The sequence below is a fragment of the Pseudomonas sp. S12(2018) genome, from assembly GCF_024355235.1.
Lineage (GTDB): Bacteria > Pseudomonadota > Gammaproteobacteria > Pseudomonadales > Pseudomonadaceae > Aquipseudomonas > Aquipseudomonas palmensis.
Genome location: NZ_QLAD01000005.1, coordinates 320,698 through 347,328, shown reverse-complemented (window position 1 = coordinate 347,328; position 26,631 = coordinate 320,698). Strand labels below are relative to the sequence as shown.

The 26,631-nt window shown below is 64.9% G+C and carries 20 protein-coding genes; 7 read left to right on the top strand and 13 right to left on the bottom strand.

All coding sequences use genetic code 11. The features are described from left to right. Positions 1–76 precede the first annotated feature (76 nt). Positions 77–1,507 (top strand): TolC family outer membrane protein, encoded by a 1,431-nt coding sequence (locus DN388_RS14525; protein WP_043863566.1) that lies wholly within the window; start codon positions 77–79, stop codon positions 1,505–1,507. Positions 1,508–1,585: 78 nt separating this feature from the next. On the opposite strand, the gene waaA is transcribed toward DN388_RS14525, so the two are convergent. Then, the gene (gene waaA, locus DN388_RS14520; protein ID WP_236176704.1) at positions 1,586–2,860 is read right to left on the bottom strand and encodes a lipid IV(A) 3-deoxy-D-manno-octulosonic acid transferase; all 1,275 of its coding nucleotides are present in this window, start codon (positions 2,858–2,860) and stop codon (positions 1,586–1,588) included. A 14-nt stretch (positions 2,861–2,874) separates the two neighbouring features. Continuing rightward, a complete protein-coding gene (locus DN388_RS14515; protein ID WP_043863568.1) occupies positions 2,875–3,765 on the bottom strand; it encodes a LysR family transcriptional regulator in 891 nt (296 codons plus the stop codon). A gap of 85 nt (positions 3,766–3,850) precedes the next feature. On the opposite strand from DN388_RS14515, the gene DN388_RS14510 reads away from it, so the two are divergent. From DN388_RS14510 to DN388_RS14495, 4 genes are all read left to right on the top strand, one after another. Next, positions 3,851–4,183, top strand: coding sequence for a multidrug efflux SMR transporter (locus DN388_RS14510; protein WP_043863569.1), 333 nt, complete (start codon positions 3,851–3,853; stop codon positions 4,181–4,183). A gap of 68 nt (positions 4,184–4,251) precedes the next feature. Continuing rightward, positions 4,252–5,427 (top strand): FAD-binding oxidoreductase, encoded by a 1,176-nt coding sequence (locus tag DN388_RS14505; protein ID WP_058541608.1) that lies wholly within the window; start codon positions 4,252–4,254, stop codon positions 5,425–5,427. Continuing rightward, the gene (locus tag DN388_RS14500) at positions 5,424–6,236 is read left to right on the top strand and encodes an aldo/keto reductase (RefSeq protein WP_058541609.1); all 813 of its coding nucleotides are present in this window, start codon (positions 5,424–5,426) and stop codon (positions 6,234–6,236) included. Before DN388_RS14505 ends, DN388_RS14500 begins: the two co-directional genes overlap by 4 nt. A 40-nt stretch (positions 6,237–6,276) precedes the next feature. After that, a complete protein-coding gene (locus DN388_RS14495; protein ID WP_043863572.1) occupies positions 6,277–7,230 on the top strand; it encodes a hypothetical protein in 954 nt (317 codons plus the stop codon). Positions 7,231–7,266: 36 nt separating this feature from the next. Here DN388_RS14495 and hldE read toward each other — a convergent pair whose 3' ends face one another. Beyond that, positions 7,267–8,688 carry a bifunctional D-glycero-beta-D-manno-heptose-7-phosphate kinase/D-glycero-beta-D-manno-heptose 1-phosphate adenylyltransferase HldE gene (gene hldE / locus DN388_RS14490; protein ID WP_058541610.1) on the bottom strand — a complete coding sequence of 474 codons (1,422 nt, stop codon included), beginning with the start codon at positions 8,686–8,688 and terminating at the stop codon, positions 7,267–7,269. 122 nt (positions 8,689–8,810) lie between these two features. Continuing rightward, positions 8,811–10,619, bottom strand: coding sequence for a lipid A export permease/ATP-binding protein MsbA (gene msbA / locus DN388_RS14485; RefSeq protein ID WP_255000631.1), 1,809 nt, complete (start codon positions 10,617–10,619; stop codon positions 8,811–8,813). A 152-nt stretch (positions 10,620–10,771) separates the two neighbouring features. Here msbA and DN388_RS14480 point away from each other — a divergent pair, with 152 nt between their 5' ends. Further along, positions 10,772–11,377 carry a toluene tolerance protein gene (locus DN388_RS14480; RefSeq protein ID WP_255000630.1) on the top strand — a complete coding sequence of 202 codons (606 nt, stop codon included), beginning with the start codon at positions 10,772–10,774 and terminating at the stop codon, positions 11,375–11,377. Here the strand turns inward: DN388_RS14480 and DN388_RS14475 are convergent. The 9 genes from DN388_RS14475 to putP all read right to left on the bottom strand — a co-directional run bounded on the left by DN388_RS14475 (position 11,363) and on the right by putP (position 22,209). Next, positions 11,363–12,475 carry a glycosyltransferase gene (locus DN388_RS14475; protein ID WP_058541613.1) on the bottom strand — a complete coding sequence of 371 codons (1,113 nt, stop codon included), beginning with the start codon at positions 12,473–12,475 and terminating at the stop codon, positions 11,363–11,365. The genes DN388_RS14480 and DN388_RS14475 overlap by 15 nt on opposite strands. 48 nt (positions 12,476–12,523) lie before the next feature. Then, positions 12,524–13,297 (bottom strand): glycosyltransferase family 2 protein, encoded by a 774-nt coding sequence (locus tag DN388_RS14470; RefSeq protein ID WP_058541614.1) that lies wholly within the window; start codon positions 13,295–13,297, stop codon positions 12,524–12,526. 71 nt (positions 13,298–13,368) lie between these two features. Continuing rightward, the gene (locus DN388_RS14465; RefSeq protein WP_100632911.1) at positions 13,369–14,325 is read right to left on the bottom strand and encodes a glycosyltransferase; all 957 of its coding nucleotides are present in this window, start codon (positions 14,323–14,325) and stop codon (positions 13,369–13,371) included. Between the two features lie 49 nt (positions 14,326–14,374). Then, positions 14,375–15,784 (bottom strand): PIG-L family deacetylase, encoded by a 1,410-nt coding sequence (locus DN388_RS14460; RefSeq protein ID WP_255000625.1) that lies wholly within the window; start codon positions 15,782–15,784, stop codon positions 14,375–14,377. Next, a complete protein-coding gene (locus DN388_RS14455; RefSeq protein WP_255000623.1) occupies positions 15,781–16,677 on the bottom strand; it encodes an antimicrobial resistance protein Mig-14 in 897 nt (298 codons plus the stop codon). Before DN388_RS14455 ends, DN388_RS14460 begins: the two co-directional genes overlap by 4 nt. Then, entirely contained in the window at positions 16,677–17,807 is a 1,131-nt protein-coding gene (locus tag DN388_RS14450; RefSeq protein WP_255000622.1) for a glycosyltransferase, read from the bottom strand. The genes DN388_RS14455 and DN388_RS14450 overlap by 1 nt, the downstream gene beginning before the upstream one ends. After that, complete coding sequence (locus DN388_RS14445; RefSeq protein ID WP_043863582.1) at positions 17,791–19,548, bottom strand: carbamoyltransferase; 1,758 nt, start codon at positions 19,546–19,548, stop codon at positions 17,791–17,793. Before DN388_RS14445 ends, DN388_RS14450 begins: the two co-directional genes overlap by 17 nt. Positions 19,549–19,759: 211 nt before the next feature. After that, positions 19,760–20,596 carry a 23S rRNA (adenine(2030)-N(6))-methyltransferase RlmJ gene (locus DN388_RS14440; protein WP_043863583.1) on the bottom strand — a complete coding sequence of 279 codons (837 nt, stop codon included), beginning with the start codon at positions 20,594–20,596 and terminating at the stop codon, positions 19,760–19,762. A 128-nt stretch (positions 20,597–20,724) separates the two neighbouring features. Further along, complete coding sequence (putP, locus tag DN388_RS14435; RefSeq protein ID WP_210013885.1) at positions 20,725–22,209, bottom strand: sodium/proline symporter PutP; 1,485 nt, start codon at positions 22,207–22,209, stop codon at positions 20,725–20,727. Positions 22,210–22,560: 351 nt separating this feature from the next. On the opposite strand from putP, the gene putA reads away from it, so the two are divergent. After that, positions 22,561–26,514: a trifunctional transcriptional regulator/proline dehydrogenase/L-glutamate gamma-semialdehyde dehydrogenase gene (gene putA, locus DN388_RS14430; protein ID WP_255000619.1), complete on the top strand. Its 3,954-nt coding sequence runs from the start codon at positions 22,561–22,563 to the stop codon at positions 26,512–26,514. The last annotated feature ends 117 nt before the right edge of the window (positions 26,515–26,631 follow it).

The following is a 26,631-nucleotide window of genomic DNA, read 5'->3' as shown; positions in this document are numbered from 1 at the left end:
ATAGCGGATTGTTGCAAAATGCCTGCGCAACTACACTCATCGGTTCAGAAATACTCAACCGTTCAAGGACTGCCCTATGCTGCGCAAACTTTCACTGGCCCTCGCCGTGTCGTGTGCTACCAACGGAATGGCCTGGGCAGCAGAACCGCCCCTGTCGGTACGCACCGATCTGGTCAGCGTGTATCAGGAAGCGGTGAACAACAACGCCGACCTGGCCGCTGCCCGCGCCGACTACGGCGCCCGCAAGGAAGTGGTGCCCCAGGCCCGTGCCGGCCTGCTGCCCAACCTCTCGGCCGGCGCCGAGATGATGAACAGCCGTACGAAGATCGATCACCCCTCGATCACCGCCAACCGCAGCGGCAACTCCTGGCAGGCCACCCTGGCCCAGCCGATCTTCCGCGCCGACCGCTGGTTCCAGTTGCAGGCAGCCGAAGCGGTGAACGAACAGGCGGCGCTGGAGCTGTCGGCCACCGAACAGAACCTGATTCTGCAAAGTGCCGAGAACTACTTCGCCGTGCTGCGCGCCCAGGACACCCTGGCCTCGACCAAGGCCGAAGAAGCCGCGTTCAAGCGCCAGCTCGACCAGAGCAACGAGCGCTTCGACGTGGGCCTGTCGGACAAGACCGACGTGCTGCAGTCCCAGGCCAGCTACGACACCGCACGGGCCAACCGCATCGTCGCGCAGCGCCAGGTGGACGACGCCTTCGAGGCCCTGGTGACCCTGACCAACCGCGACTACAACTCGGTGCAGGGCATCGTGCACACCCTGCCGGTGCAGGTACCCACGCCCAATGACGCCAAGGCCTGGGTAGAAACCGCCGCAAAGCAGAACCTGAACCTGCAGGCCACCAACTACGCGGTCAACGCGGCCGAGGAAACCCTGCGCCAGCGCAAGGCCGGGCACGCGCCGACGGTGGACGCGGTGGCGCGCTACCAGAAGGGTGACAACGACAGCCTGGGCTTCAGCAACCCCAACCTGACGGGCCAGAACTACCGCGGCGACGTGGAGCAGACCAGCATCGGCCTGCAGCTGAACATCCCGATCTACAGTGGCGGGCTGACCAGCTCGCAGGTGCGCGAGGCGTACCAGCGCCTGAGCCAGAGCGAACAGCAGCGCGAGAGCCTGCGTCGCCAGGTGGTGGAAAACACCCGCAACCTGCACCGCGCGGTGAACACCGACGTGGAGCAGGTGCAGGCGCGCAAGCAGTCGATCATTTCCAACCAGAGTGCGCTGGAAGCGACCGAAATCGGTTACCAGGTGGGTACGCGCAACATCGTCGACGTGCTGGATGCACAGCGCCAGCTGTACACCTCGGTGCGCGACTACAACAACACCCGGTATGACTACATCCTCGACAACCTGCGCCTGAAGCAGGCCGCCGGGACCTTGAGCCCGCAAGACCTGAATGACCTGGGTCGCTACCTCAAGCCCGACTACAACCCGGACAAGGACTTCCTGCCGCCGGACCTGGCCAAGGCGGCGCAGGCCAATTTCGAAAGGCCCTGAAACAGCTTCGCCGGCAAGGCCGGCTCCTACAGGTGTTGCGCACCCCGTGTAGGAGCCGGCCTTGCCGGCGAACAGGCCTCACGCCTTGAGCAGATTCCCCAGCCCATCCAGCAGGCGCTTCAACGCCCCCTGATTGGCCCGCATCACCCCGACCCCCGCCTCGCCCATCTTCAGTGCATCACTGGGCAGCTCGATCAGGCGCCGCACCTCGGCCGCCAGCCCCTGGGCATCATCCACTTCGCACAACGCCCCCGCCTCGCGCAGCATTGCCGCGATCTCGAGAAAGTTGAACAGATGCGGCCCACTCAGCACTGGCCTGGCCAGTGCAGCCGGCTCCAGCAGATTGTGCCCGCCGTTGGGCACCAGGCTGCCGCCGACGAACGCGATGTCCGCCAGCGCATACAGAAACAGTAGCTCGCCCATGGTATCGCCCAGCAGTACCTGGCAATCCGCCGTCACCGGCGCACCGCCAGAGCGGCGCACCGTGGAAAACTGCGCTGCGCACAACCCATGCACCGCGTTGAAGCGCTCCGGATGGCGCGGTACCAGCATCAGCAGCGCGTCCGAATGGTGCGCCAGCAACTGCCGATGCGCTGCCAGGATCACCTCGTCCTCGCCCTCATGGGTGCTTGCGGCAATCCACACCGGCCGTTGCAGCGCCTGCCACTCTTCACGCAGCGCCCTGGCGCGCACCGGCAGCTGCGCATCGATGGTCAGGTCGAACTTGATCGAGCCGGTCACCTGCACGCACTCGGGCCGCGCACCGAGCTGGCGAAAACGCTCGGCCTCGGTTTCGGTCTGCACCGCGATCAGGCTCATCTCGGCCAGCATCGGCCGGGTCAGCCCGGCAAAACGCGCATAGCCCCTGGCCGAACGCGCCGACAACCGCGCATTGGCCAGCGCCACCGGTATGCCACGTCGGGCGCACTGGTGGATATGGTTGGGCCACAGCTCGGTCTCCATGATCACCGCCAGTTGCGGGCGAGCACGCTCCAGAAACCGCGCCGCCGCCCACGGCAGGTCGTACGGCAGGTAGCAGTGCTGGATGCGTGGCTCGTTTGCGAACAGCGCCTGGATGCGCTCGGAACCGGTGGGCGTCATGCAGGTGATGGTGATCGGCAACTGTGGATAACGTTGCAGCAGGGCGCGCACCATCGGCGCGGCGGCGATGCTCTCGCCCACCGACACCGCATGCACCCAGATGCCCCCCGGCTGCAGGGGCGGCAGCTTCAGGCCGAAGCGCTCGGCGATGCGCCGGGCATAGGCCGGCGCCTTGCGCGAGCGCAGGTACAGGCGCAGCGCGACCAGCGGCAGGCCCAGGTGAAACAGCAGGGTATATAGGGTTCTGTTCATGGCGCCGAAGTGTACTAGCCAATGGCGCACAAATGCACTGCGAAGCGCTCGGCCAGCCAGCGCGCGGCCGGCCCCAGCGGCTCGTCGCGGCGCCACGCCAACTCCACCACCAGCGCCGGCGGGCGCCACTCGCTGGCAAGCTCCACCATCTGCTGCTGGTAGGCCGGGTACTGCACCACATGGCGCGGCAGCCAGGCCCAGCCCAGCCCGCGCATGAGCATCTCGGCCATCACGTAGAAGCTGTCGGCGCGCCAGATCTGCGGGCTGATCGGTTCGCCGCCAGGGTAGCCGCTCTGCTGGGGTGTGATCAGCAACTGACGGTGCTGCGCCAGCTGCTGGCGATTGACGCTGGCCAGTTGCGCCAGCGGGTGATGCACCGCGCACACGGTGACCATCTCCACGCTGCCCAGCGCCTGGCGCTCCAGCGCTGCAGGCATGTGCTCGTGGTGAAACATCAGGCCCAGGTCGGCACGGCGCTCCAGCAGCTTGCGCGCCACATCGCCCTGGGCCCCGCTGGCCACCTGGATTTCCAGCAGCGGGTACTGCACGGCCAGCTCGTCGAGGCTGTCGAGCACCGGCTGGAAGGGCATGGCCTCGTCCTGCGCCAGGCGCAGTTGCGCCTCCTGCCCGCGCATCAGCGCCTGCGCCCGGCCGTCCAGGCGCTCGCACTGGCGCAGCAGCTCGCGTGCCTCCTCGAGCAACGCCTGGCCGGCATCGGTCAGGCGCGGCTGACGCCCGCTGCTACGCTCGAACAGCGTGACCCCAAGGTCGGCCTCGAACAACGCGATGGCGTTGCTGACCGCCGACTGGGCCTTGCGCTGCTCACGCGCCACCGCCGAGAACGAGCGCAGTTCGGCGACCCGCACGAAGGTGCGCAGCTGTTCGAGGTTCCATTGACCGTGCATGCCAGCCTATCTCCAGAATAGATAGGTAATGACTTTACCCCATTGCGCCATCCTCTAGAATGCGCGACCAGAACAGAGGACTACCATGAACGCCTATACCTACCTGGCCATCGCCATCTGCGCCGAAGTCATTGCCACCGCCTCGATGAAGGCGGTCAAGGGCCTGAGTACGCCGCTGCCCCTGCTTCTGATGGTGTGCGGCTACATCGTGGCGTTCTGGATGCTGACCCTGGTGGTGCGCAGCATTCCGGTAGGCATTGCCTACGCCATCTGGTCGGGCCTGGGCATCGTGCTGATCAGCATCGCGGCGCTGGTGATCTACGGGCAGAAACTGGATGTGCCGGCCATGCTCGGCATGGCCATGATCGTCGGCGGCGTGGTGGTGATCCAGGTGTTCTCCAAAACCACCGGGCATTGATGAGCGACAGGGTACGAAACCTCACAGGCTGTATACTGCGCTCCTGTCTTTGCTTGTGAGGTGCGTGCATGTCATCCGTTATTTCCACCGACGTGCTGATCGTCGGCGCAGGGGTCGCAGGCCTCTGGCTCAATGCCCGCCTGCGCCGCCTGGGCTACTCGACGGTGCTGGTGGAACGCGCCAGCCTCGGTGGCGAGCAGACCCTCAAGTCCCAGGGGATCATCCACGGTGGTGCCAAGTACGCCCTGCACGGTGCGCTCACCGGCGCCTCCGAGGCCATTGCCGACATGCCGCGGCGCTGGCGCGAGGCCCTGGCCGGCAACGGCGAACTGGACCTGAGCGGCGTGCGCCTGCTGTCCGAGGCGCACTACCTGTGGTCGCCCGGCACCCTGGCCGGCAACCTCACCAGCTTCTTCGCCAGCAAGGCGGTACGCGGCCGGGTCGACCAGGTCAAGGGCGACCAGTTGCCCCCTGCCCTGCAGGACCGTGCCTTCAAGGGCAAGGTGTACCGCCTGGCCGAACTGGTGGTGGACGTGCCGAGCCTGCTCGCGCGCCTGGCAGAGCTGGCCGGCGACAGCCTGCTGGCCGGTGAACATATCGAACCGCTGCATGAAGGTGACGAACTGGTCGGCTTGCGTGTCGATGGCCGCGATATCCGCGCCCAGCGCGTGGTGCTCAGCGCCGGTGCCGGCAATGCCGCGCTGCTGCAAAGCCTGGGCCTGAGCCAGCCGGCCATGCAGCGCCGACCGCTGCACATGGTCATGGCCAAGGGCCCGAGCCTCAAGCCGCTGTACGCCCACTGCCTGGGCGGCGGGCCCAAGCCGCGCATCACCGTGACCACCCACCCGGCCGCCGACGGCCAGTGGGTGTGGTACCTGGGCGGCGACCTGGCCGAAGCCGAGGGCGTTGCCCGCGAACCCGAAGCGCAGATCGCTGCCGCCCGCAAGGAGGTCGCGGGGCTGCTGCCCTGGGTCGACCTCAGCCAGGTGCAGTGGGCCACCGTGCGTGTCGACCGCGCCGAACCCGCGCAATCGGGCCTGGTGCGCCCCGACAACGCCTTCCTCGCCGACCAGCAGCGCCTGCTGGTGGGCTGGCCGACCAAGCTGGCCCTGGCACCGGACTTCGCTGACCGCGTGCTGAACAGCCTGGAACGTGACGGTATCAAGCCAGGCAATCTGCCTGCCCTGCCGCCCCTGCCAAAACCGCCCCTGGCACAACCGGTATGGGAGCAACTGCTGCCATGAGCCTGCCGACCCTGCACCCCTATCACCGCCCGCTGGGCAGCACCGGCCTGAGCGTTTCCCCGCTGGGGCTGGGCACGGTCAAGCTGGGCCGCGACCAGGGCGTCAAATACCCCAACGGCTTCACCATCCCCGACGACGACGAGGCCCGCCTGCTGCTGCGCCAGGCCCGTGAGCTGGGCATCAACCTGATCGACACCGCACCGGCCTATGGCCGCAGCGAAGAGCGGCTGGGCCCATTGCTGCGCGGCCAGCGCCACGACTGGGTGATCGTCAGCAAGGTCGGCGAAGAGTTCGACGACGGCCACTCGCACTTCGACTTCAGCGCCGCCCACACGCGCCGCTCGGTGGAACGCAGCCTCCAGCGCCTTGAAACAGATTGTATCGATCTTGTACTGGTGCATTCCGACGGCAACGATCTGCGCATTCTGCAGCAGGAAGCGGTGTACGAAACCCTGGCCCGACTCAAGCAGGAAGGCAAGATTCGCGGCTTCGGGCTGTCTGGCAAAACCGTCGAAGGGGGGCTGCAGGCCCTGCAATCAGGCGATTGCGCGATGGTTACCTACAACCTCGACGAGCAGGGCGAACGCCCGGTGCTGGACTATGCTGCCGAACACGGCAAGGCCATCCTGGTGAAAAAGGCCCTGGCCAGCGGTCATGCCTGCCTGGCCCCGGGCGTCGACCCGGTCCGGGCCAGCTTCGAGCTGCTGTTTGCCCACCCCGGGGTGAGCAGTGCTATTGTCGGCACCATCAATCCCGTGCACCTGGCCCACAACGTGGGCGTGGTTGCCAAGATCCTGAGCCAGCGCTGAGCCGCCGTCGCGGCCGACCCCAACGCAAGAAGGAGCCGAGATGCCGCGCACGCTGATCCGCAAGAACCCCAGCAACTTCAAGACCCTGCCCCTGCATGTGGAAGCCGGCCCCGAGGGCCTGAGCTACCAGAGCATCGGCATGCCGCTGAACTTTGCCCAGACCCTGCAGCGGCGCAAGGCGATCCAGGTGGCCGACCCCGAGCGCTTCGCCGTGGAACTGGCCAACCTGGGCGTTTCGGTGCGCCTCACCCTGCAGTGGCAGAACCGCGACTACTGGGTGCTGGTGCGCCAGCGCCGCCAGGACCGCGGTGATGTGGTGCTCAAGCTGATCTCCGGTTACGTGCCCGCTCAGGAGCTGAACCTGCCCTTGCACACGGCCGTGCAGGAAGTGGCCGAGGAATGCCTGCTGGAGACCCCGGAAGGCTGGCTTGGCGGGCGTTTCAACGACACCTGGTTGCCGGCGCCGTACGCCGACGCGCTGCATTACCGTGAAGCGATGCCCTTCGTGCTGACCCCTCACTCGGGGGCCGCGCGACCGGTGCGCTGTGGCAACCAGCCGTTGATCGAGCGACCGCGAGCCTATGTCCACCTGCCCACGGCGTCACTGCAACTGATTTATGACCTGCGCCTTCAAGTGCCCAGGGAAGCCAAATCATTGAGCCTGTTCCATGTGGACGAGCGCCTTGAGGGCGACCAACTGGTGGCACGCCTCAACCGCAGCCGGCCAGACTTGTACCTGATGCCGCTGGAAGACGGACAGCCGCAGGCCGAGCTGTACACCCTGAAGAAGGACCGATTGGTGCCGGCGAGTACACGTGGTATCTACCTGGCCGAAAGCTTTGCCCGGCAGGATGGCTGGCTGGTGCGTGAAGAGCGGATTCGCTGGAAGGACTGGCTGAGGCAGCAGGGGCTGGTGGCGCCCAGGCCGGACTCTAAACTTAAAAGGCTGACGGGCAAGGCCCGCCAGCTGTTGGGGCTGGCTTTGCAGAAGTAGGACGTTTTTGCAGGCCCTAATCGCGGGTCAAACCACTCAGTTCTTGCGGATTTTCTCCACGATCGCCGTGGTCGAGCTGTTTTCCACCAGCCCCAGCACCTTCACCGTACCGCCATAGGCCTTGACGATATCGGCGCCCACCACCTGATCGATGCCGTAGTCGCCACCCTTGACCAGCACGTCGGGCTTGACCTCGGCAAGCAGGTTTTCCGGGGTGCCTTCGGAGAAGCTGATGACCCAGTCCACTGCCCCCAGCCCCGCCAGCACTGCCATGCGCCGGTCGACACTGTTGATCGGCCGACCCGGCCCCTTCAGGCGACTGACCGAAGCATCGTCATTGACCGCCACGATCAACCGGTCGCCCTGCGCACGCGCCTGCTCCAGGTAGGTCACGTGCCCGGCATGCAGAATGTCGAAGCAGCCATTGGTGAACACGATCTTCTCGTTGTGCGCCCGCGCATCGTCGATGGCCAGCAGCAACTGCTCAAGGCTCAGCACCCCGCGCTCGGAGCCTTCTTCGCGCTGGATGGCGCGGCGCAGTTCCGGCGCGCTGATGGCCGCCGTACCCAGCTTGCCGACCACGATGCCGGCGGCCAGGTTGGCCAGACCAACCGCATGCGGCAGCTCCTCACCGGCGGCGATCGCCGCCGCCAGGGTGGAGATCACGGTATCGCCGGCACCGGTCACATCGAACACTTCACGCGCCCGTGCCGGCAGGTGCATGGCCGGATGGCCCGGGCGCAGCAAGGTCATGCCGTGCTCGCCTCGGGTCACCAGCAAGGCGCCCAGTTCCAGCTCGCGCATCAGCTCGCCGCCCTTGTTGACCAGTTCGGTCTCGTCGGCGCAATGCCCGACGATGGCCTCGAACTCGCCCAGATTCGGCGTGATGACGCTGGCGCCGCGGTAGATCGAGAAATCCTTGCCCTTGGGGTCGGCCAGCACCGGAATGCCCTTGGCTCGCGCGGCCTGAATCAGGCTCTGGTGGTTCTTCAATGCGCCTTTGCCGTAGTCGGACAGCACCAGCACCTTCACCCCTTCGAGCAGGGCGTCGACTTCGGCGCCCAGCGACAGCGGGTCGGTGGCAAAGGGTTCTTCGAAATCGATGCGCAGCAATTGCTGGTGACGGCTCATGACCCGCAGCTTGACGATGGTCGGCTGATGGGCGATGCGCTGGAAGATCGAACGCACCCCCGCTGCCTGCAGGCTGTTGGCCAGGCTGTCGGCGGCCTCGTCCTGGCCGGTGACGCCCACCAGCGAGGCCGGCGCACCCAGCGCGGCAATGTTCAGCGCAACGTTGGCCGCACCACCCGGACGGTCCTCGATCTGCTCGACCTTGACCACCGGTACCGGGGCTTCAGGTGAAATGCGAGAGGTACCGCCATGCCAGTAGCGGTCGAGCATGACATCCCCGACCACCAGTACCGGAGCTTGATCGAAACGCGGCATGGACAACTTCATGGGCAACCCATATAGACAAAATGAACAGGGGCGGGATATTAGCACAGCCCTGGCACCGGCCTGTTCGGCGCCGGTAACCTGCTGTGACAACCAGGGCGCAGAACGCGCCCTGGCAGGGTGACTCAGGTGATGTCGGCCTTGGCCGGCTCGTCCAGGCCCATGGCGTGCAGGCGCGCGTAATAGCCGTTTTCGGCCAGCAACTGGCTATGCGTGCCACGCTCGACGATGCGCCCCTGATCCATCACCAGGATCAGGTCGGCCTTCTCGATGGTCGACAGGCGGTGCGCGATCACCAGGGTGGTACGGCCTTTCATCACCTGGTCCAGGGCGGCCTGGATGTGCCGCTCCGACTCGGTATCGAGGGCCGAGGTGGCCTCGTCCAGAATCAGCAGCGGTGCATTCTTGAGCAGGGCCCTGGCGATCGCCAGACGCTGGCGCTGGCCGCCGGACAGCAGCACGCCGTTCTCGCCGACCTCGGTGTCCAGCCCTTGGGGCAACTGATCGATGAACTCCTTGGCATAGGCATCGGCTGCCGCAGCCTCGATCTGCTCGCGCGGCGCACCGGCCAGGTCACCGTAGGCGATGTTGTTGGCCACGGTGTCGTTGAACAGGGTCACATGCTGGGTCACCTGGGCAATGTGCCGACGCAGGTTACGCAGGCGGTACTGCTCCACCTCCACGCCATCGAGCAGGATCTCGCCCTCGGCATGCGGGTAGAAACGCGGTATCAGGCTGGCCAGGGTCGACTTGCCGCTGCCCGAACGCCCAACCAGCGCCACCATCTGACCCGGCTCGGCGGTGAAGCTGATGTCATCGAGCACGCGGCGCTCGCTACCCGGGTAGGTGAAGCTCAGGTGACGTACATCCAGGCGCCCGGTAACCCGGTCGCGCTCGACGGTGCCGTGGTCGACTTCCGGCTCCACATCCAGCTGCTCGAAGATGCTCTCGGCCCCCGACACACCCTTCTGGATGGTCGAGCTGACTTCCGACAGCTGGCGGATCGGCTTGGGCAGCAGGCCGGCCGCGGTAATGTAGGCCACCAGGTCGCCGGCGGTGGAGTCGCCGCGCAGGTACAGCACCAGGAACATCAGCACGGCCATGGCCGAGTAGATCACCAGTTGCAGCATCGGTGTGTATACCGCGCTGGTCTTGGTCATGCGCAGCTGCTTCTCGGTGTTGCTCTGGCTGGCATCGGCGAAGCGCTGCTGCTCGTAGTTCTCGCCCCCGAAACTGCGCACCACGCGATAGCCCTGGATGGTCTCGGACGCGACATGCGTCACATCGCCCATGGCCACCTGGATCTTCTTGCTCTGCTTGCGGAATTTCTTGCTCGAACTGCTGACCATCAGCGCGATCAGCGGCAGGATCGCCAGCATCACGATGGTCAGCTTCCAGTTCATCCACAGCAGATAGCCGAACAGGAACACCACGGTCAGGCCTTCGCGGATCACAACCTTGATTGCATCGGTGGCGGCGCCGGTGACCATGGTCACGTTGAAGGTGATACGCGAAATCAGGTGTCCGGAGTTGTGGCTGTCGAAATAGCGGTTGGGCAGTACCAGCAGCTTGTTGAACAACTCCACCCGCAGGTCGTGCACCAGGCCCAGGGAAACCTTGGCCAGAAAGAAGTTGCCCAGAAACGAGCCCAAGCCCTGCCAGGCGGCGATCAGCACGATCAGCAGCGGCACGGCCTGCAACAGTTGGAGGTCACGCAGGTAAGGCACGTTGGGGAACAACACCGCTTCGGGATTGCTCAGCCCATCGACGAAATACTTGAGGATGCCCGCCAGCATGGGCTGGGTCGAGGCGAATATCACGAAGCCGAGGATACTCAGCAGGAAAATGCCAATGTAGGGCTTTACGTAGGTCAACAGTCGGAAATAGATCTTCAGACTGGAGCTCTGCTGCGCCGTGCGCGGTGTTTCAGCCATCTTCGAGCTCACTGTTCAGGTTGAACGATCGATTTTATCACAGCCTGCCGATTGGGCACGCGCCCGGTCCGGCATGCTGGCGTGGTGCATTGGTGAAGTTTTCGGCATTATGCCCTGTCTTTCCTGCTCGCTACTTCGACAAGGCCATCTACATGCAATGCTCCCGGCTCCCTCAGGCCGACCTCAACCAACTGATCGTCGGTGCCCAGATACTGGAAGCTGACAGCTACGGTGCGAAAGTCTACCTGCTAGAGAACGGCAATATCCTTAAACTTTTCCGGCGCAAGCGCCTGCTGTCGTCGGCGTTGCTGCGGCCCTACTCCCGCCGCTTCATCGACAACGCCGCCAGGCTGGAGCAGTTGGGCATTCCGACTCTGCGTGTATTGGCGCATTACCGCCTGGAAAAGCCCGGCATGACGGCGGTGCTGTACCACCCCCTGCCCGGCCAGACGCTGAGCCAGCTCAGCCGCAAGGAAGGTTTCAGCTGGCAGCAGGCACTGCCGGACATGGTCCGCCTGGTACGGACCCTGCATCGATCGGGGGTGTATTTTCGCTCGCTGCACCTGGGCAACATCGTGGTGTCGCCCGACCAGCAGTGGGGGCTGATCGATGTGGCGGACATGCGTTTTCTGCGCGGGCCGCTGAGCCGGCGCATGATCAAGCGCAACATACAGCACTTCGGCCGCTACCTGTCACGTGAAAAACTCGACGGGAGCTTCCCCCTCGCCGAGCTGGAGCAGGCTCTACTGGCTCCCTGAGTCAGGCTTGACCGCCCACATTTCCCGCAGGGTTCGACTGAAGCACTCCCAGGCTTGCTCCGGGGCCAGCGAGCGGTGCTGCGCCTGGGCAACGGCGGTTGCCGGCAGGCTGGCGCAACGCTCGATGGCAGCGGCCCACTCCTGCACGTCACCGACCCGTGCGTAAAGACCGCTATCACCCAACTGTTCATGGAACACCGGCAGGTCACTGCACAGTACCGGCACGCCGGCAATGACTGCCTCCTGCAGTACCAGGCCCAGGCCCTCGGCCCGGGAAGGCACGAGCAACCAGTCGAACGCCTGGTACAGGCGGCCCAGAATGTCACAATGCCCTGTCAGCGATACCTTGCCCTGCAGACCCAGCGCCTGGATCTTTTGCTGCAGCAATGGCCGCTCGGGGCCTTCGCCGAGAATGACCAGGCGCAGATCGGGTTGCGTCCGGCTAGCGGCGGCAAATGCATCGATCAGGTAGTCGAACCCCTTGTCCATGACCAGGCGACCGACAGCCCCCATGATCCGCACACCGGGCTCCCTCAACCCCATGACCTCGCGCGCTTGCTGTGCTGTCAGTTGCTCGTCGCAAAAACGGGTAGGTTCCAACGCGGTACGCAAGGCCGTCACCTTCAGGCCCAGCTCGGCCTGCAATGACGCCGCCAGCGTGGCCGACACCGCCACCAGTGACAGCTGCGCCGGCTTGAACCCGCACAACAGCGCCACATCCCTGGGGTGCAAACGGGTCTTGCCGTGAAACACCACAGTAGCCTTCACCTCAGGCAACCCCCTGAGAACAGGCAGTATCAGGCGCGATACCCCCAGCCCATCGAGCAGCAATGCGTCGGCTTGGGCTTCGATCAACGCCTTGCGTAGACGAGCGCGTAACCAAGGCTGCAGCAGCCCCCATACATGACGGCCCTTTATCAGGCGTTGCGGCAAGTTCCATTCTCGAGACGGCCCAGGAACACACGCCGCCCCCTGACCTTGCAACAGCCAGCTGTTCACGGAAATCTCAGGAGGCACCAATGAAAGGATCTGCTGATGGACCTTGTGCACCGAGACGAACGGCGAGCCACCAGCCCACATGATATTGATGACGTTCACTGGCCAGCCCACCTTGATTCACATATTACTGAAAAGACAGAAAACAACTCACAAAAAAAGAAGAGCAAGGCCCACTCCCACCACCAACCCCACTATTACCGCCAACGTCAACCGCACACGCTCGCGCTGCTTGCGACGTACCTTGCGCAGCCGCTCCTCAGGCACCGTGACATGATTGCCGAATCCGGTGTGCAGCACCGCATCGCCTTCAAGGGTCACAGCGGTCAGCTCAAGTTCGGCATACCGCTTTGAAAGCGACTTCTCGCCGCTATGCGCAGCGAAAGGTGCACATAGATGATAGTCACTCAGGCGTCGCAGCCCAGGGTTCAGCGAGAAAGACTGCCACTCGGGCTTGTCCGAGAGCAGCGGGTAGCAAGGGACCCCAGCGATGATCTCGCGCTCGCCCAGGTGAATGTAGGGGCTGTTGACATTGAGGTCGTAGACGAAATTGCGCAACCATACCTGCAGCAGTTTCGGCCGCGCCTCGAGAATCACCTGCGAATCTTCGACGAAGGCCGGGCGATAGAACCGCCAGTCATCTTCGCAATGAAAGATGTACGGGGTTTTGACATGACCGTAAGCCAGATCGATCGACGCCAGCTGCCCAAGCTTGGGCTTGTTCACGAACACCGTGCAGTAAGGCTTCCAGTGCTCCGGAATGGCGTCGTGCACGGCCTCGTCACCGCTGTCTTCGGTGATGAAAACCTCACGGATAGGCGCTGTGTTGAACTGATCGAAACTGTCCAGCGTCAGCTTGAGCAGATCGAACCGCCCACAGCTGGTCACTACCAGCGTCACATCACTCTTTTCACTAAATTGCACAGCAACCCCCGGTAAATGCGTCCATGCAGTTGCAACCTCTCCAGTCCGTTCAGGCTGCACGCCCAGTGGAGTCAGACCCCCAGTTTCAGACGCAGACGCTGCCAAGCGCTCAGTGGTGGGTGAGGACGGAGTACCGGCTGCAACTGCTCGACAATACTGCGCCCGACCTGGGCGAAACTGAAACGTGAAACCGCCAGATCGCGGCCGTTGGTGGCGATACGCTGCACCAGGGCCTCGTCGGCACGCAGGACCTTCAACTTGGCCTGCAGCTGGGCAATGCTGCCATACAGTACGACGTTGTGCATGTCCTGCAAACCCAGCGCACGATTCTCCGCCTCGCCCTGGTCGAACGCCAGCAGCACGCAACCGCAGGCCATGGCCTCGAAGTTCTTGATCATGTATTCGCCCATGCCGACGTCGGCACTGACGAAGAAACGAATGCGGTTGAGCGTGTCGCAATACTCGGCACCCGAATTGGTACGGGTCACCACCAGGTTCTCGACTTGCCCCAGCTCGTCGAGCAACGCCTTGCGGCCGCTGTAGGCCACACTGTTGGTGCTGCCGACGAAGGCAAGTTCCATGTCCCGCTCGCGCCCCTGGTCGGCCAGCAACTGCTGGTCGTAGCCCTTGGGCACGAACACCGCGTCGAAGCCTTCCTGGCGCAGGCGCTCGCTGACCATGAAGCCCGAGCTGATCACCCGGGCCCAGGGCAGCTTGCGGTAATGCGCGCTGAACTTGCCGGTGTACTTGCACGGAATGTAGTTCTGGTAGGCATCGTGCTCCAGAATGACCAGATTGGGCACGGTACGGATGAAACCGACCTGACGGATCTCCTGCTTGAAGCGCAGGAAGAAGATGATGCGGTCGTACCGGGTGACGTCCACCTCGCGGCGAAAATACCCGCGCAGGTCGCGCTGTTCGGCACTGCTCAACCAGCGCAGGTCGCATTCGCAATGGGCCGCAACCCCTTCGTACAGCCGGTCAAGAATGGCCCGCTGTTCCTTCTGCACCAGAAATAGAACTTTCATTGTCTTCCTTGCGGCGCTCGGGCCACAGCTATGCAGTCATGCACCGGGTTCAGAGGTCCCGGCGCCAGAACAATTCGTGTCGACGTACCGCCTTGCGGAAGAACTCGTTCTCACCGTAAGGCGAAGGCTGACGCCCGGCCAGCCAACGTTGCAGCAGGCGACGCAGGCGACGCTTGAAGGGTGCACGCGGCTGCAGGTCATGCATCATGCCCAGGGCCATGGCCTTGTCGCGCTGGGTGTCCAGCGTCAGGCTCAGGCTGTAGGGCGCCCAGGCCTGGCCAGGCTCGACCTGCGGCGGCAAGGCAATGCCGGCACCGCTGTCACCCATCGGCCAGCGATCGTTGTCATGCAGGTGGTTGGCGTAGTACAGCACGCTCTCGGGCTGCCATTGCAGGCCGTGCAACGCTTCGAGCACGGCGGCCTGGGCACACAGGTGGTCAGGATGCGGGTCCAGAGTCGGGTGCGGCATCACCAGCACCTGTGGACGCGCCTGCATGATCAGTGCACGCAGGTCGGCCAGCAGGTTGTTCCAGGTGGGCGCGCCGTCCTGGTCGCCCGGCAGCGACAGGGCGTTGAGCTGGCGGAACAGCCGCGTATCGCTCAGGTCGGCTTCGCGTGAGGCGACGGGCTGATCCGGTGCGGCCTGCATGGCGGGCAATTGCAGGCAGAAATAGCCCAGTTGCACGCACTGCGCTTCTGGCACACCGGCCCAGCGCGGTACGGCGATACTGTCCCACGCGCGCAAGCGGCCCTTCAGGCGTGCGGCCTGCGCAGGCTCCAGGCCCATCTGCTGGTAATGCTCGGCCTCGATCTCGCCGGCCGTAAGCGTCACGACCCACGCCTCTTCGGCCTGGCTGTACAGCCCGTAGGCGGCCAGTTCCGCATCGTCGGCGTGGGGCGCAATCACCATCACCCGGCGCTGGCGCAGGTCGCTGGCGCGCACCACGATCAGCGACGCAGCCTCGACCACCCGGCAGCAACGCCCGCGGATGCGCAGCGTGCCGGCCAGCAGCGCCGGCGCCTGCCCGGTCAGATTGAGGTAGCGCAGCCCGTCGACCCCTCGCTCCAAGCCCTGCAGGTCCGCCCCCCCCTCGCCCGACACCTCGACGCCAGGGTCGCGAAAACGCCCCAGCAGCGAGCTTTTGACACGCACCTGCAACACCAGCGTCTCATCGCCCGACAGGCTCAATGATGCCGGCGCACTCAGCACCAGGCCATCCAGCGACACCGGCACGCGCTCGCAGGGTTCAGGGAACTCGTACAGATAATCATCACCTGGCGAATAGAACAGGTGATCGGCAAACCATGCCTCGTGAGCCACCCACAACAGCGGCAACAGGATCAGCGCCAGCCACCATTTCACCAGCACGCCCAGGGCGACCAGCACCACCAGAGCGACCAGCAGGCCCACGCGCTTGTTGCGCCGATGGCGCCTGAGCAACTGTTGCTTGCGGCTCACACCTGAAACACCGGCACGGGGTTGCACCATCGGTCCTTGTACTCGCGATCGGCGCGGCCGAAGGAGAACCGCAGCGGCTTGTTCAGCGCACGCGCGGCTTCCCAGGCGCTCTGGGTGTTGAGAAAGCTCAGCACGCTGCCCGGGCTGAACGCACGCGTCTCGGGATCGACGCCGCCGTTGACGTACTCGACGCTGACCCACTCGGGAGCCTCGACGCGGTACACCAGCTGGATCGCGATCGGCTTGTCTTCCAGAAACAGCACCGAGCCGATCAGCAGCGCGCGCAGGCGTTCGACCATCTCGGCCATGCGCTCGGCACCGGTGGCCGCAAAGCCCCAGCGGCGCTGGAACAGGTCGCAATACATCGACGCGATCTCGGCACTGGTGAACTCGGTGATGGCCCGCACCTGCCCGCCCGCCTCTTCCAGCAAACGCAGTTCACGGCGCTGGTTGTAGCGAAACTTCTTCGACAGTTCTTCGGGCTGGCGTGCCATGGCCAGGGCTTCGGGCTGCGCCTTGAGGCCGCTGAAACGGCCCTGGTTGAGCTCGGACAGGTAGCGCCCGGCATGGCGCAGCGGCGCCTGTGCATCGGCAGCGGCCGGCAGAATCAGCTCGGCATTGCCCAGGTCGAACAGGCCCTTCTTGCCCCGGCGCTTGAGCACGTCCTTGGACAATGCCAGGTAGCGGTCCCAGGTGGGGATGGCCGCCTTCAGTTCGTCACCCTGGTACCAGCCCAGGTAACGCACCGGAATATCGGCCATCTCGACCAGTTGCGCGAGCACCAGCGGGTGGGTCGCCACACTGCCGCCAAAGCGCTGCCAGGCGTCGGCGTAGGCCGGCGCATCGATCACGCGCCAGCCGCGCTCACGCCAGCCTTGTACATAATTGAGCATCAGGCCTGCCCCGTCAGTTCGACAACCTGGGGAAGGTGCCAGAAAGTCTCGCGCACGGCCGTGTCGGAGAAGCGTTCGCGCAGGCGCTCGAGCATGCGCTCGGCACAGCCCTGGCGTTGCGCCTGGTCCAGCTCGGCCAGGTGTTGCAGGCCTTGCGCCAGACGCTCGGCATCCCCGAGCGGGAACAGGATGCCGACACCTTCGACCACTTCCTTGGCGCCACCGCAGGCGGTGGCCAGCAACGGCACGCCGGCCACCATCGCTTCGAGCAGCACCATGCCGAAAGGCTCGTGGTCCGAGCTCAGGGCAAACACGTCGAAGGCACTGAAATAGCGCCGTGCATCCGGTACCTGGCCGAGAAAGTCCACCTGTGCGGCAATCCCCAGCGCCTCGGCCTGCGCCTTGAGCGCGTGCTCCAGGCGGCCGGTGCCCAGCACTGCCAGGCGGGCGCCTGCCGGCAGTGCCGGCAGCGCCTGGGCAAACCCGCGCAGCAAGGTGGCCTGGTCCTTGTCCGGGTGCAGGCGGCCGACGTTGCCGACGATCCATGCCTTCGCATCCAGGCCCAGGGCCTGGCGCGCCTGCGCGGCGGGCACCAGGCTGGCCTGCAGGGCGTCGATGTCGATGCGGTTGTACAGCGTCTGGATACGCTCGGCCGGCCACTTGGGCAGGCACTGGCGCATGTCGTCGCGCACCGCGTCCGACACCCCGAGCAGGCTCAGGCGTTTGCTGAACAGGTTGGCGAACAGCTGGCGGGTACGCCGCTGGTAGTCGCCAAAGGCGTGGTGCACGCCGATCACCGGCAGGCGGGTGGCCAGCAGGGCGATGTAGATCGGCTTGAAGCGGTGGGCGATGCAGAAGCTGAATCGGCGCGACGCGGCAATGCGGCGCAGTTCGCGAATCGCGCCCAGCTTCAAGCCACGAATGGCCTTGGAGCTGAACTCGAGAAACAGCACTTCATCGCTCGCACAGCCCGCCGCCACCTGCGGATCGGCGGCGCCGGTGAGAAACACCGTGGTGACGCGGTAGCCCTTGCCCGCGAACAGGCTGGCGTACTGACGGGCGCAATCGAGAAACGGCCCGTCATAGCCGTGGCAAAACTGCAGGACGTGCCGTTCAGCCAACGCTGTCATAAGCTTTCGCGCCGTCCTTGACCACCAGGATGTCTTCCATGATCAGGTACTGCAGGTCCGAGCCGAAGAACATGTTCAGGGCATCGGTCGGCGAGCAGATCATCGGTTCGCCACGACGGTTGAGCGAGGTATTGAGCGACACGCCGTTGCCGGTCAGGGTCTCCAGCGCCTTCATCATGTCGTAGTAGCGCGGGTTGTACTCGCGCTTGAGCACCTGGGCCCGGGAGGTGCCATCTTCGTGGACCACTTCCGGCACGCGGGTCTTCCACTCTTCAGCCACTTCGAAGGTGAAGGTCATGAACGGGGCCGGGTGATCGATCTTGATCATTTGCGGCGCCACGGTGTCGAGCATCGACGGGCAGAAAGGCCTCCAGCGCTCGCGGAACTTGATCTGGTGGTTGATGCGGTCGGCCACGCCCGGCACGCTCGGGCAGCCGATGATCGAACGTCCGCCCAAGGCCCGCGGGCCGAACTCCATACGGCCCTGGAACCAGGCCACCGGGTTGCCGTCGACCATGATCCGGGCGATCTGCTCGGGCATGTTGTCCAGCTTGCGCCAGGTCGGCTTGTGTTCGTGACGGGCGCAGGCGGCGATCACGTCCTCGTTGCTGTACGCCGGGCCGAGGTAGACGTGTTCCATCTTCTCGACCGGTACGCCACGGGCGTGGGACACATAGGCGGCAGCACCGACTGCGGTGCCGGCGTCGCCCGAGGCGGGCTGCACGAACAGCTCCTTCACGTCGGGACGGGCGATGATCTTCTGGTTCAGCTTGACGTTCAGCGCGCAGCCGCCGGCAAAGGCCAGCTTGCCGGTTTCCTTGAGCACGTCACCCAGGTAGTAGTCGATCATCTGCAGCGCGAGCTTCTCGAACAGCGCCTGCATGCTGGCCGCGTAGTGGATGTACGGCTCGTCGGCGATGTCGCCTTCGCGCTTGGGGCCCAGCCACTCGATCAGCTTGGGCGAGAAGTAGAAACCCTTGCCCTTCTCTTTATAGCGGCGCAGGCCGATGACGTTGGCGTAGTCGGTGTTGATCTCCAGCTCGCCGTTTTCGAAGCTGGCCAGGCGCGAGAAGTCATACTTGCTGGCGTCGCCGTACGGCGCCATGCCCATGACCTTGAACTCGCCGTCGAGCATTTCGAAGCCCAGGAACTCGGTGATCGCGCCATACAGGCCGCCGAGGGAGTCCGGGTCGAAGAATTCCTTGATCTTGTGGATCTTGCCGTTTTCGCCGTAGCCGAAGAACGTGGTGGCGTACTCGCCCTTGCCGTCGATGCCCAGGATCGCGGTCTTTTCCTTGAAACCCGAGCAGTGGTAGGCGCTGGAGGCGTGGGCCAGGTGGTGCTCGACCGGTTCGATCTTGATCTTTTTCGGATCGAAGCCCAATTGTTCCAGGCACCAGACGATCTTGTTGCGGTAGCGCTTGTAGCGACGGTTGCCCATCAGCAGCGCGTCGAGGGCGCGATCCGGGGCGTACCAGTAGCGCTTGGCGTAGTGCCAGCGGGCCTTGCCGAACAGGCTGATGGGGGCGAACGGAATCGCTACCACATCGACATCGGACGGCTTGATGCCGGCCTGTTCGAGGCAGAACTTCGCCGATTCGTAGGGCATGCGGTTCTTTGCATGTTTGTCGCGCACGAAGCGCTCTTCTTCAGCGGCGGCAATCAGCTTGCCGTCGATGTACAGGGCCGCGGAAGGATCATGGCTAAGGGCGCCGGACAGGCCAAGAATCGTCAATGCCAAGGGTCTAGCCTCTTCAAATCTGTAGATGTGCGCCCCGGCCTCATGGGCGGGTGGCAGCGAAAGGGCGGGATTATAGCGTAAAGCGTGGGGGTGCATGTAGGAGGCGCAGCGTTGTGTTGGCAGTTGCGCCCTCTTCGCCGGCAAGGCCGGCTCCTACGGGGTCGCGCGCACCTGTAGGAGCCGGCCTTGCCGGCGAAGAGGCCCGGGCACCCTACTCGGCAATCAGCCAGTCCATGCGCCAGCTGCCCTGGGTCTGCCCCAGCACCTGGGCCAGCCACGGCAGCAGTGCGCGCAGCTCTTCTTCCAGGCCCCATGGCGGGTTGGCGATCGCCAGGCCAGAGCCGTTCAAGCCCTGCGGGCTGTCCTGCGGGTGCACATACAGCTCCACCCGCAGCAGCTTCGGCGCACCGGTGCTGGTCAGGTCCTGATAGAAACGCACCAGCTGGCGCTGGTCCTTGATCGGGTACCAGATGGCCGCGACCGTCTGGCGCATGCGGCCAATCGTCTCCTTCATCGCCACCGTGCAGCGCTTGAGCTCGTCGGCCTGCTCGAAGGGCGGGTCGATCAGCATCACCGCGCGCTTCTCCTGCACCGGCAGCAAGGCCCTCGGCACGTGCCAGCCCTCGCCCAGGTGCACCGCCACGCGCGGGTCCTTCTTCATGTTTTCCTTGAGCAGGCGCCCGTCTTCGGGGTGCTTCTCGTTGAGCAGCACGCGGTCCTGCTGGCGTGCCAGGCGCCGTGCCAGCTCGGGTGACCCCGGGTAGTAGCGCAGCTCGCCGTCGGGGTTCATCTTGCGCAGGATGCGCAGGTAATCGGCCGTCACCTCGGGCAGGTCGTCGCGCCCCCAGAGCCGGCCGATGCCTTCCAGCCACTCGCCGGTGCGGGTCGCCTGGTCGCCCTGCAGGTCATACAGGCCAAGGCCGGCGTGGGTGTCGAGGTAGGCGAACGGCTGCTCCTTGCGCGACATCAGCGCAATCAGCCGGGTCAATACGAGGTGTTTGAACACGTCGGCGTGGTTGCCGGCGTGAAAGGCGTGACGATAGTTCATGGCAACTCCTGCAAGGCCCGGAAGTTTACCCTGTCAGGCCCGCGCCGTCAGGTGACAGCCGCCAGAATGACAACGGCCCGACCTCCAGAAGAGGCCGGGCCGTTGCCGGGCAGCATGATGCAGCCGTGTTACTTGTCGGCGTGGAACGCCGCTTCAGCGGTTTCGAAACGCTTGACCATCGCAGCCGACGGGCTGCCCGCCTTGCTCACGAAGTAGATCGCCAGCGATGCGAACAGGAAGCCCGGGATGATTTCGTACAGGCCCATGGTGTCGAACTGCTTCCACAGGATCACGGTCACCGCGCCCACCACGATACCGGCCAGTGCGCCGTCGCGGGTCATCCCCTTCCACAGTACCGAAATCAGCACCACCGGGCCGAAGGCGGCACCGAAGCCGGCCCAGGCGTAGGCCACCAGGCCCAGCACGCGGTTGTCCGGGTTGGCGGCCAGCGCGATGGCGATCAGCGCAACCGCCAGCACCATCAGGCGACCGACCCATACCAGCTCGACCTGCGAGGCGTTCTTGCGCAGGAAGGTCTTGTAGAAGTCTTCGGTCAGGGCGCTGGAGCACACCAGCAGCTGGCAGCTCAGGGTACTCATCACTGCTGCCAGGATGGCCGACAGCAGCACACCGGCAATCCACGGGTTGAACAGGATCTTGGCCAGTTCGATGAACACGCGCTCGTGGTTCTCGGTGACCGGGCCGGCCACTTCAGGGTGCGCCGAGAAGTAGGCGATGCCGAAGAAGCCCACGGCCACGGTACCGGCCAGGCACAGGATCATCCAGGTCATGGAGATGCGACGGGCATTGGCGATCGATTTCACCGAGTCTGCCGCCATGAAGCGCGCCAGGATGTGCGGCTGGCCGAAGTAGCCCAGGCCCCAGCCCATCAGCGAGATGATGCCGATGAAGGTCGCGCCCTTGAACATGTCGAAGTTGCCCGCGCCCTGGGCTTCGATGGCCAGGAAGGTGGTGTCGAAGCCGCCGGTGGCGATCAGCACGATCACCGGGGTCAGGATCAGCGCGAAGATCATCAGCGTAGCCTGCACGGTATCGGTCCAACTCACCGCCAGGAAGCCACCGACGAAGGTGTAGGCGATGGTGGCAGCAGCACCGGCCCACAGCGCCGTTTCATACGACATGCCGAAGGTGCTTTCGAACAGGCGGGCACCGGCCACGATGCCGGAGGCGCAATAGATGGTGAAGAACACCAGGATCACGATTGCCGAAATGATGCGCAGCAGGCCGCTGTGGTCTTCGAAACGGCTGGCGAAATAGTCCGGCAGGGTCAGCGCGTCGCCGTTGTGCTCGGTCTGCACGCGCAGGCGGCCGGCCACGAACAGCCAGTTCAGGTAGGCACCGACGGTCAGGCCGATGGCGATCCAGGCTTCGGAAAGGCCCGACATGTAGATGGCGCCCGGCAGGCCCATCAGCAACCAGCCGCTCATGTCCGAGGCACCGGCCGAGAGCGCGGTCACCACGCTGCCGAGGCTGCGGCCACCGAGGATGTAATCGGAAAGGTTGTTGGTGGAGCGATAGGCCATGAAGCCGATCAGCACCATTGCCGCGATATAGATCACGAACGTGATCGTGATTGGATTGCTAAAACTCATTGTTGCGCCCTGGCGTTTGTTTTTATGTAGTGACAGCCGCTAACGGTTGCACCCAGGCGGCGAATCCTATGCAACAACGCAAACAAGGTGCAACCAGTTTCTTCAGTCAAGTTGCACCTGGTCGGATATTTCGCATAACAACGTGTTTTTGCTCCATTTGGGAGCAAAAACCGCCGTTTACATAAGCAAATGCACCTTGAACAGCCATTTATGCTGTGGGGTTTTAGCCACCGGACGAGTTGCACTCCTCAACGCGATTATTTGGGTTGCACTAGGTTGCACCCACAAAGGCGCCCGGCTAATCTTGGCGCCAGCTTAGCCACGGCCCAGTGGCAATAATGAGGATAAGAAATGGCGACGACCACCCTTGGGGTCAAACTCGACGACCCTACCCGCGAGCGACTGAAAACGGCTGCGCAGTCCATCGACCGCACCCCGCACTGGTTGATCAAGCAGGCGATCTTCAACTACCTGGAGAAGCTCGAGGGTGGCGCCACCCTGACCGAACTCAGCGGTCAGCCCGGCAATCAGAGCGACGACGCCGGCGATGTGCAGGCCGACCACTCGCACCAGTGCTTCCTCGAGTTCGCCGAGAGCATCCTGCCGCAGTCGGTGCTGCGCGCCTCGATCACCGCCGCCTACCGTCGTCCGGAACCGGAAGTGGTGCCGATGCTGCTGGAGCAGGCACGCCTGCCCGCGCCCATGGCTGAGGCCACCCACAAGCTTGCCGCCGGCATTGCCGAAAAGCTGCGCAACCAGAAGAGCGCCAGCGGCCGCGCCGGCATCGTCCAGGGCCTGCTGCAGGAGTTCTCGCTGTCGTCCCAGGAAGGCGTGGCGCTGATGTGCCTGGCCGAAGCGCTGCTGCGCATTCCCGACAAGGGCACCCGCGATGCGCTGATCCGCGACAAGATCAGCACCGGCAACTGGCAGCCGCACCTGGGCAACAGCCCGTCGCTGTTCGTCAACGCCGCCACCTGGGGCCTGCTGCTGACCGGCAAACTGGTGTCCACGCACAACGAATCCGGCCTCACCTCCTCGCTCAGCCGCATCATCGGCAAGAGCGGCGAGCCGATGATCCGCAAGGGCGTCGACATGGCCATGCGCCTGATGGGCGAGCAGTTCGTCACCGGCGAGACCATTGCCGAAGCCCTGGCCAATGCCAGCAAGTTCGAAGCCAAGGGTTTCCGCTACTCCTACGACATGCTTGGTGAAGCCGCGCTCACCGAGCACGACGCGCAGAAATACCTGGCCTCCTACGAGCAGGCCATCCACGCCATCGGCAAGGCCTCCCATGGCCGCGGCATCTATGAAGGCCCGGGCATCTCGATCAAGCTCTCGGCCCTGCACCCGCGCTACAACCGCGCCCAGTACGAGCGCGTGATGGACGAGCTGTACCCGCGCCTGCTGTCGCTGACCCTGCTGGCCAAGCAGTACGACATCGGCCTGAACATCGACGCCGAAGAGGCCGACCGCCTGGAGCTGTCGCTGGACCTGCTCGAGCGCCTGTGCTTCGAGCCGCAGTTGAGCGGCTGGAACGGCATCGGCTTCGTGATCCAGGCCTACCAGAAGCGCTGCCCTTACGTGATCGACTACGTCATCGACCTGGCACGCCGCAGCCGTCACCGCCTGATGATCCGCCTGGTAAAGGGCGCGTACTGGGACAGCGAGATCAAGCGCGCCCAGGTCGAAGGCCTGGAAGGCTACCCGGTGTACACCCGCAAGGTGTACACCGACGTCTCCTACATCGCCTGCGCCCGCAAGCTGCTGTCGGTGCCCGAAGCCATCTACCCGCAGTTCGCCACCCACAACGCCCACACCCTGTCGGCCATCTACCATATCGCCGGGCAGAACTACTACCCGGGCCAGTACGAGTTCCAGTGCCTGCACGGCATGGGCGAGCCGCTGTACGAACAGGTGGTGGGCAAGGTGGCCGACGGCAAGCTGAACCGTCCGTGCCGCGTGTACGCCCCGGTCGGCACCCACGAAACGCTGCTGGCCTACCTGGTGCGTCGCCTGCTGGAAAACGGCGCCAACACCTCGTTCGTCAACCGTATCGCCGACCAGTCGATCTCGATCCAGGAACTGGTGGCCGACCCGGTCGCGACCATCGAGCGCATGGCCACCCAGGAAGGCGGCTTCGGCCTGCCGCACCCGCGCATCCCGTTGCCGCGTGACCTGTACGGTGCCGAGCGCGCCAACTCCAGCGGCATCGACATGGCCAACGAGCACCGCCTGGCCTCGCTGTCGTGCGCCCTGCTGGCCACCGCGCACAACGACTGGAAGGCCGAGCCGATGCTCGGTTGCGCGTCCAGCGACGAAGCTGCCGCACCGGTGCTGAACCCGTCCGACCACCGTGACGTGGTCGGCCACGTGCAGGAAGCCACCGTCGAGGACGCCGACAACGCCATCCAGTGCGCACTCAACGCCGCACCGATCTGGCAGGCCACCCCGCCGGCCGAGCGTGCCGCGATCCTGGAACGTGCCGCCGACCTGATGGAAGGCGAGATCCAGCCGCTGATGGGCCTGCTGGCCCGCGAAGCCGGCAAGACCTACGCCAACGCCATCGCCGAGGTGCGCGAAGCGGTCGACTTCCTGCGCTACTACGCGGTGCAGGCACGCAACGACTTCAGCAACGACGCCCACCGCCCGCTGGGCCCGGTGGTGTGCATCAGCCCGTGGAACTTCCCGCTGGCGATCTTCAGTGGCCAGGTGGCTGCAGCGCTAGCTGCCGGCAACCCGGTACTGGCCAAGCCTGCCGAGCAGACCCCGCTGGTGGCGGCCCAGGCCGTGCGCCTGCTGCTCGAGGCCGGCATCCCGCAAGGCGTGGTGCAACTGCTGCCGGGCCGTGGCGAGACCGTCGGTGCGCGCCTGGTAGGCGATGACCGGGTCAAGGGCGTGATGTTCACCGGTTCCACCGAAGTGGCGCGCCTGCTGCAACGCAACATTGCCGGCCGCCTGGACAGCCAGGGCCGTCCGATCCCGCTGATCGCCGAAACCGGTGGCCAGAACGCGATGATCGTCGACTCCTCGGCGCTGACCGAGCAGGTGGTCATCGACGTGGTCTCCTCGGCCTTCGACAGCGCCGGTCAGCGTTGCTCGGCCCTGCGCGTGCTGTGCCTGCAGGAAGACTCGGCCGACCGCGTGATCGAGATGCTCAAGGGCGCCATGGCCGAAAGCCGCCTGGGCAACCCGGAGCGCCTGAGCGTGGACATCGGCCCGGTGATCGACGCCGAGGCCAAGGCTGGCATCGAAAAACACATCCAGGGCATGCGCGACAAGGGTCGCAACGTGTATCAGGTGGCCATTGCCGACGGTGAAGAGATCAAGCGCGGCACCTTCGTGATGCCGACCCTGATCGAGCTGGAAAGCTTCGATGAACTGCAGCGTGAGATCTTCGGCCCCGTCCTGCACGTGGTGCGCTACAACCGCAAGCACCTCGACCAGCTGATCGAGCAGATCAATGCATCCGGCTACGGCCTGACCCTGGGCGTGCACACCCGCATCGACGAGACCATCGCCAAGGTGATCGACAACGTCCATGCCGGCAACGTCTACGTCAACCGCAACATCGTCGGCGCCGTGGTCGGCGTGCAGCCGTTCGGTGGTGAAGGCCTGTCGGGTACCGGCCCCAAGGCCGGTGGCCCGCTGTACCTGTACCGTTTGCTGTCCACGCGCCCGGCCGATGCCATCGAGCAGTCGTTCCAGCGCAGCGACGCCGGTACTGCCCCGGACGTGCGTCTGCGCGAGCAGTTGCTCAAGCCGCTGCAATCGCTCAAGGCGTGGGCCGGCAGCAACCAGCAGGCCGAACTGGCGCAGCTGTGCGAGCAGTTCGCGCAGCAGTCGCAGAGCGGCGTCACCCGCCTGCTCAACGGCCCGACCGGCGAGCGCAACAGCTACACCATCCTGCCGCGCGAGCACGTGCTGTGCCTGGCCGAGTCGGAGGCTGATCTGCTGACTCAACTGGCAGCGGTACTGGCGGTGGGCAGCTCGGCAGTTTTCGTCGACGGCGAGCCGGGCAAGGCCTTGCGTGGGCGCTTGCCGAAGGATGTGCAGGCGCGCATCAAGCTGGTGAGCGACTGGGCCAAGGACGAGGTGGTGTTCGACGCGGTGCTGCATCACGGCCATTCGGACCAGCTGCGCGCAGTATGCGAGCAGGTGGCCAAGCGTGCCGGTGCGATCGTGGGTGTGCAGGGCTTGTCGTCGGGTGAAACCGCGATTGCGCTGGAGCGCCTGGTGATCGAGCGTGCGTTGAGCGTGAACACCGCCGCAGCGGGCGGCAATGCCAGCCTGATGACCATCGGCTAACCACCGAGGCGTTACCAGTCGCGGGTCAGGCCCGCCCCCACAGGATCGATGCAGATTCTTGTGGGGGCCGGCCTGGCCCGCGATTTTTTTGCGGACACACACCTGACAACGGTTCTG